General features: G+C 51.7%; 5 protein-coding genes and 2 tRNA genes. 5 read left to right on the top strand and 2 right to left on the bottom strand.

Features of this window, described 5'->3' with window-relative positions:
• Positions 1–97: 97 nt before the first annotated feature.
• A tRNA-Pro gene (locus U5L07_18805) sits at positions 98–174 on the bottom strand.
• 36 nt (positions 175–210) lie between these two features.
• Entirely contained in the window at positions 211–996 is a 786-nt protein-coding gene (locus U5L07_18800) for an N-acetylmuramoyl-L-alanine amidase (GenBank protein MDZ7833799.1), read from the bottom strand.
• 171 nt (positions 997–1,167) lie between these two features.
• Between U5L07_18800 and U5L07_18795 the strand changes: the two genes are divergently transcribed.
• The 5 genes from U5L07_18795 to lon all read left to right on the top strand — a co-directional run bounded on the left by U5L07_18795 (position 1,168) and on the right by lon (position 7,219).
• Positions 1,168–1,254 (top strand) — tRNA-Leu (locus tag U5L07_18795).
• Between the two features lie 138 nt (positions 1,255–1,392).
• Positions 1,393–2,730: a trigger factor gene (tig, locus tag U5L07_18790; GenBank protein MDZ7833798.1), complete on the top strand. Its 1,338-nt coding sequence runs from the start codon at positions 1,393–1,395 to the stop codon at positions 2,728–2,730.
• 19 nt (positions 2,731–2,749) lie between these two features.
• Complete coding sequence (gene clpP / locus U5L07_18785) at positions 2,750–3,364, top strand: ATP-dependent Clp endopeptidase proteolytic subunit ClpP (GenBank protein ID MDZ7833797.1); 615 nt, start codon at positions 2,750–2,752, stop codon at positions 3,362–3,364.
• A gap of 1 nt (position 3,365) precedes the next feature.
• Entirely contained in the window at positions 3,366–4,613 is a 1,248-nt protein-coding gene (clpX, locus tag U5L07_18780; GenBank protein ID MDZ7833796.1) for an ATP-dependent Clp protease ATP-binding subunit ClpX, read from the top strand.
• Positions 4,614–4,774: 161 nt separating this feature from the next.
• A complete protein-coding gene (lon, locus tag U5L07_18775) occupies positions 4,775–7,219 on the top strand; it encodes an endopeptidase La (GenBank protein ID MDZ7833795.1) in 2,445 nt (814 codons plus the stop codon).
• Positions 7,220–7,289 lie beyond the last annotated feature (70 nt).

The following is a 7,289-nucleotide window of genomic DNA, read 5'->3' as shown; positions in this document are numbered from 1 at the left end:
ATTTGCTCAGGCTCTCCATTTTGGTACCCGAATTCTTTTCCACGCCTGTTTCGGCATAAAAAAAGGCTATGGATAAACCATAACCCTTTGAATTTATTGGTCGGGGCGGCAGGATTTGAACCTGCGGCTTCCTGCTCCCAAAGCAGGCGCGCTGCCAGACTGCGCCACGCCCCGACTACTTGAAAATCGTTCAATTTAGGTACCATCCTTTTAATCGCCATGCAAGCCGTTATCTTTCTTTTTGCCTTGCTTTTCCCGAAAAAATGCATCAACCCCGCTGCGGAGACACCGGGCCGCGGCCGCCAGAAAATCCGGATCATTCAGGCGGCCTTCACATGAGGGATTGGTCAGATACCCGATTTCCACAATCACCGCCGGCATGTCAATGCCTTCAAGAAGAAGCAACGGGGCGCCGGCAGATTCTACGCGGCTGATATCCGGACAACTTTTCAGATTTTCGGCCACGGTTTCGGAAAACGCCTGGCTGGCCTGCGTCAGTTTCGCCTGCACCCTTCGCCATTCCAGGCTCCGGCCGGCGAACGCCTCACGGGTTTTATCCAAAGCACCGGATCGCGCCCGGCTGTCATGTGGCGCAAAATAATAAACCGTCCACTCATCCAGCCCCGCCCGGACAAATCCGCCGGCGTGGAGACCAATAAAAAGCGTCCCGTCCTGGTGATTAGCTACGGAGGCCCGCTTTTCAAGGCTTACCCGGTAATCGCCCGTTCGGGTCAACTTCACCTGATAATCGGGCTGAAGCGCTTCCTTTAGAACATTTGCAAATTTCAGAGTGATATTTTTTTCAAGGCTGCCGCCCGGCCCGCGGGCTCCCGCATTATGGCCGCCGTGGCCGGGATCGATTATAATCACGGGCTGTTCCGAGGCATCCGCCGATTCAGATGCCGCCGACCATCCACAGGGGATTGCCAGCAAAGCCAAGATAATTAAACCGCTTATAAAATGTTGCGACAGGGGGCCGGCGATTCTTCGCATCATGGCGTAATTCCTTAATTTTCCTTGACACCAATATATATAGATATTACTTTAAGCAGGATTTTTATGCGGATCGATAAATTTTATATTTAATTCCAAACGGTTGATGACGATTCCCAGAAACTCTTGCCAGCGTCATCAACTTTTTATTTGAAAGCGCAGATAAAATCAATAGCGAGAGTGGCGGAATTGGTAGACGCACTGGACTTAGGATCCAGCTCTTGAAAAAGAGTGGGAGTTCGAGTCTCCCCTCTCGCACCAACAGAACACAGGGCTGCCGGAACGGACAGCCATACCCACGCCGGTAAGTTTTGCCGGAAAAATTTTCCCTTGATGCCGCCTCTCCGCCCTAACCAGCGGGGAGCTTCAAATAAATACGGGAGGTTTAAGGATTCAATTATGGATGTAACAGTCGAAGACATCAGCAGCGTCAAAAAAAAGCTGCATATCGAAGTACCCCGAGAGGAAGTTGCCAAAGAACTGGATTCAGCCTACGATAATCTCAAAAAAAATGCCCGAATCAAAGGCTATCGGCCGGGTAAAGTGCCGCGCTCCGTGCTGGAGCGCAAATTCCAGAAGGATGTGCACTCCGAGGTCATGCAGAACCTGATCCAGAATACCCTCTTTGATGCTATCAAGGAAAAAGACCTGCCCATTCTGGGCACACCTGACATCGATCCATCGGATCTCAAACCGGACCAGTCTTTTACCTATGATGCCACGGTTGAATTAAAGCCCGAATTACCGGAAGTCGATTTCAAGGGGCTGAACCTGCAAAAAACCAATTATCAGGCAGACGAATCCGAAATCGACAACCAGATTGAAATGCTCAAAAAACATCTGGCGGAATATCACCCTATTCAAGAAGAGCGGGCCGCAGGAGACGGCGACTATGTGGTGATCGATTATGAGGGCTTTAAAGACGGCCAGCCCTATGCGGAAACCGAAAAAACCGAAAATTATACGCTGAAAATCGGCCAGGGAATGATCTCCGAGGATTTCGATCAGCAGCTCATCGGCATGAAACCCGGGGAGGCCAAAACCTTTACCATTCATTTTCCGGAGGATTACCATAACGAGAACCTGGCCGGCCTTGATATCGAATTCCAGGTCACCCTCAAGGAAATCCGCGAGGAAGTGCTGCCCGCGGCGGACGATGAAATGGCCAAAAAACTCGGGGAGTTCAATTCAATGACGGAGCTTCGCGAGGAGATCCGGAAAAACCTGCAGCAGGGCTATGACAAACGCGCGGACCAGGAGATGCAGGAGCAGATATTTGAAAAACTGCTGACTGAGAACTTTGAAGTCCCTGAAGTGATGGTACAGCATGAAATCGACGGCATCATTCAGGATGCGGAGCAGCGGTTCGCCCAAAACAGTCTTTCCATGGAGCAGCTGGGACTGACCCGGGATAAAATGGCCGAGCAGTACCGCGATCTGGCGGAAAAGCAGGTGCGCCGGCACCTCTTACTGAATAAAATCATCGAGCAGGAAGCCATGGAAGTCACCGATGAGGAGCTGGAATCCGAATACAGCCGATTTTCCGAAGCCACCGGCCAGCCGGTTGACGCCATTAAAACCTATTACAAGCAGAATGCGGACAAGCTGGAGGGTTTCAAGCATGCGTTACTTGAAAAAAAGGCAATTGATCTTATAATAGATCATGCAACCATAGAAACCGTGGAACCCGAGCAATCCGCGGAAAATTCCGATGAAAATGCAGACACCAATGCATAATATATAAGGAGGAAATACATTGCCTTTAATCCCAATGGTTATTGAACAAACCAGCAAGGGCGAGCGCGCCTATGACATTTACTCACGGCTCCTAAAGGACCGGATTATTATTCTGGGCACTCAGATAAACGATGAAATCGCCAATCTGCTGATCGCCCAGATGCTTTTTCTGGAGTCCGAAGACCCGGATAAAGATATTAACTTCTACATTAACTCCCCGGGCGGCTCTGTCACCTCCGGGATGGCTGTTTATGATACCATGGAGTACATCAAGCCGGATATCACAACCGTCTGCATCGGTCAGGCGGCCAGTATGGGCGCCCTGCTGCTCGCGGCCGGCGCCAAGGGAAAACGCTATACCCTGCCGAATGGCCGTATCATGATCCACCAGCCCATGGGCGGTATCCAGGGCCAGGCATCGGATATCAAAATTCAGGCAGAAGAAATCATTCGCCTGCGGGCGAGCCTTAATAAAATTCTTGCGCATCACACCGACCGGGACTTAAAACGGATTGAAAAGGATACGGACCGCGATTTCTTCATGTCCGGTGAGGAAGCCCGAGAATACGGTATAATTGATCATGTGATCTATAATCGCGACGATCTCGATAAGATCACTGAAACGGAGGCTTAGTATGTCAGTGAAAGGCGACGAGAGCAATGAGAACCTGTTTTGCTCGTTCTGCGGCAAGAACCAGCAAGAGGTAAAAAAGCTGATCGCCGGTCCCGCCGTCTATATATGCGATGAATGCATTCAGCTTTGCAGTGAAATCATTGAAGAAGAAAACGTCAAGGATTCGGATATCGCCAACCGGATCATGGCGCCCTCTGAAATCAAGGATAAGCTGGATGAATACGTCATACAGCAGGATCTGGCGAAAAAGGTCCTATCCGTAGCCGTACACAATCATTACAAACGGCTGGATACTTCGGTAATAACCGATGATGTAGAAATCCATAAAAGCAATATCATGATGATCGGCCCGACCGGCTGCGGCAAAACCCTTCTGGCGCAGACGCTGGCGCGGTTTTTGAACGTGCCGTTTACCATTGCGGATGCCACCAGCCTGACCGAAGCCGGGTATGTAGGCGAAGATGTTGAAAATATTGTCCTGGCGCTTCTGCAGAATGCGGATTATGATGTGGAAAAGGCCCAGCGGGGCATCGTGTATATTGATGAGATCGATAAAATCGCGCAGATGTCCGACAACCCCTCCATCACCCGGGATGTTTCGGGCGAAGGGGTGCAGCAGGCGCTTTTGAAAATCATTGAGGGGACCACCGCGAGCGTTCCGCCCAAAGGGGGGCGCAAGCATCCGCAGCAGGATTTTGTCAAGGTGGATACCACCAACATCCTGTTCATCTGCGGCGGCACCTTCAACGGCCTGGAGCAGATCATCCGCAAGCGCATCGGGTCCAAGGCCATGGGCTTTGGGGCAAACATCGTGAGCCCCAGCACCCAGACCGCCAGCGAAATTTTCAAGCAGGTGGAAACCGAAGACCTCATTAAGTTCGGCCTGATTCCGGAATTTGTGGGTCGGCTCCCGGTGGTGGCCACCCTGCAGGATTTAGATGAGGAGGCCCTGATCAAAATTCTGACAGAGCCGAAAAACGCGCTTATCAAACAATTCCAAAAGCTGTTTGAAATCGAGGGGGTGAACCTCCGGTTTACCGACGCCGCGCTGGCCGCCATTGCCAGAGAGAGCATGAAACAAGGTGCCGGCGCACGGGGACTTCGCGCCATACTTGAAAAAACGATGCTCAACATCATGTACGACCTGCCTTCCATCGGCGGCGTGAAGGAATGCGTCGTGGGCGAGGAAGTGGTGGTTAATCGCGAAGACCCGATCCTCCTCTATGAACAGCCCAAAAAACAGGCTTAATTTTACTAATATATGTCCGGCCGGCGTGTTAAAAACACCGGCCGGACTTTGGCCTGCCGAAAATCACGGTTCTCACCCCCTGACAATCAAACAATAGGGATTTAAATTAAATATATAAACAGATCCCAATTAAACTATAGAATAATAGTGACTTTGATATTATGGCTAAAGAAAAACATACATATGACAACAGTGCCACCCATTCGGAAATGAACCTGCCGCTTCTGCCCCTGCGCGATGTGGTGGTTTTTCCGCATACGATTTCTCCGCTCTTTATCGGGCGCAGCAAATCGATCAGTGCGATTTCCGAGGCCATGCACCAGGACAATAAATACATCCTGCTGGCCACCCAGTCGGATCCCGGCAAAGAGCACCCGACAGACAAGGACATCAAAACCATCGGCACCGTGGCCAAGGTGCTGCAGATGCTGCGCCTGCCGGACGGGACGGTAAAGACTGTCGTGGAGGGAAAATTCCGGGGCCGGATACTTACCTTCAACCCCAATGAAAGCTTTTTCGAAGTCTCTGTGGAGATTCTGGAGGAGCCCACCATCGGCCCCAATGAAAAGGAAGCGTTTTTCCGAAACATTCTGCAGGCATTTGAGGAGTATTCGGAACTGAATAAAAACCTGTCCAAGGAAACGGTTGAAAATATTCAGTCCATCCAGGATCCCGCGGAACTTCTGTATACCATTGCCGGCCAGTTCTCCTTTAAAACCAAGGATAACCAGAAACTCCTGGAGACCATTTCTCTTGAGGAGCGCCTCTCGCAGCTCCTTCAGCTGATCCATGACGAAATCGTCATCCTGCGGACGGATCAGAAGATCAAAGGCCGCATCAAATCCCAGATGGAGCAAAGCCAGAAGAATTATTACCTCAATGAGCAGATGCGGGCCATTAAGAAGGAAATGGGCGCTGATGAGAGCGAGGGCGATGATCTAAAGGAGCTGGAAAAGCGGATCAAAAAGAAAAAGATGTCCAAGGAGGCGGCTGCCAAGGCGCGTCAGGAGCTTAAAAAGCTTAAAATGATGACGCCCATGTCCGCCGAGGCGACCGTGGTGCGAAATTACATCGAATGGCTGATCAGCCTGCCCTGGTACAATAAAAGCAAGATCAATACGGACATTGAAAACGCGGAGCAGATCCTTGATGAGGACCACTACGGGCTCGGCCGGCCCAAGGAACGGATTCTGGAATACCTGGCTGTGCAATCGCTGATGCAGAAAATCAAGGGGCCGATTCTGTGCCTGGTGGGCCCGCCCGGCGTGGGCAAAACTTCGCTGGCCAAATCCGTCGCCCGGTCCACGGGCCGTGAATTTGCGCGCCTGTCGTTAGGCGGGGTGCGGGACGAGGCGGAGATCCGGGGCCACCGGCGGACCTATATCGGCGCCATGCCCGGAAAAATTATCCAGTCTTTAAGAAAGGCGAATGTCAATAATCCGGTGTTCTGCCTGGATGAGGTTGACAAGATGAGCATGGATTTCCGCGGCGATCCGTCTGCCGCCCTGCTCGAAGTCCTCGACCCGGAGCAGAACTATTCATTCAACGATCATTACCTGGACGTGGAATACGATCTTTCGGATGTGCTGTTTATAACCACGGCCAACACCTTGCCGGATATTCCGCTGCCGCTTCAGGACAGAATGGAGATCATCCGGCTGCCTGGGTACACGGAAATCGAAAAATACCATATTGCCAAGGATTTTCTGGTGCCCAAGCAAATCCGCCAGAACGGATTGCAGGAAGATCATATTAAATTCTCGAAAAATGCCATTTACTCGGTCATCCGGGATTATACCCGGGAGGCCGGCGTCCGGAACCTGGAGCGCGAGATTGCCTCCATCTGCCGGAAAGTGGCCCGGGCGATTCTGAAAGAGGACCGGGATAAGATGATTCGGGTCACGGCCAAATCCGTGGAGAAATACCTGGGGCCGCCCCAGTACCGGTTCAGCCAGATTGAGAGCCAGGATCAGGTGGGCATTGTGACCGGCCTTGCCTGGACCCAGTTCGGCGGCGAGCTGCTCTCCATCGAAAGCGTGATCATGCCGGGCAAAGGCGAATTCAATGTTACGGGCAAACTGGGGGATGTCATGAAAGAATCCGCCCGGGCTGCCATCAGCTATGTCCGGTCCCGGTCGGATCAGTTCAATATTGATCAGAATTTTCACGAAAAATATGACTTCCATGTCCACGTCCCCGAAGGGGCGACACCAAAGGACGGACCGTCTGCGGGGATTGCCATGTGCGTCTCCATCGTCTCTGCGCTCACCAAACTGCCGGTGAAGCGGAGCGTTGCCATGACGGGCGAAATCACACTTCGCGGCCGGATTCTGCCCATCGGCGGCTTAAAAGAAAAAATTCTGGCCGCCCATCGGGGCGGGATCAAGCAGGTGCTGATTCCCAAAGAAAACGAGAAGGATTTAAAAGAAATCCCGCAGAGCGTAGCCAGGCAGGTCAAAATCCTGCCGGTGGAACATATGGATGAAGTGGTCAAGCACGCGATTCTCGTCAAGGAGGGCGAATCCCCCTATACTGAGCAGCATCAGCAGTTTATGGCGGAAACCGCGGATACCGGCGAGCCGCTGCCGGCCAGCCTGCAACATTAAATATTGCTGATTAATGTAATTTAAGCTTGACAGTAATGGCGCCGGCTGTTAAAAATTATTTTTTAAGTGA

This window comes from Desulfobacterales bacterium (assembly GCA_034520365.1).
GTDB lineage: Bacteria > Desulfobacterota > Desulfobacteria > Desulfobacterales > Desulfosalsimonadaceae > M55B175.
The sequence above is the reverse complement of the archived record's forward strand: the minus strand, read 5'-3'. Positions and strand labels throughout refer to the sequence as shown.

Excerpts from the sequence above, each read along its gene's own strand:
- tig (MDZ7833798.1), top strand. The coding sequence starts at position 1,393 with ATGGATGTAACAGTCGAAGACATCAGCAGCGTCAAAAAAAAGCTGCAT.
- lon (MDZ7833795.1), top strand. The coding sequence starts at position 4,775 with ATGGCTAAAGAAAAACATACATATGACAACAGTGCCACCCATTCGGAA.
- U5L07_18800 (MDZ7833799.1), bottom strand. The coding sequence starts at position 996 with ATGATGCGAAGAATCGCCGGCCCCCTGTCGCAACATTTTATAAGCGGT.
- clpX (MDZ7833796.1), top strand. The coding sequence starts at position 3,366 with ATGTCAGTGAAAGGCGACGAGAGCAATGAGAACCTGTTTTGCTCGTTC.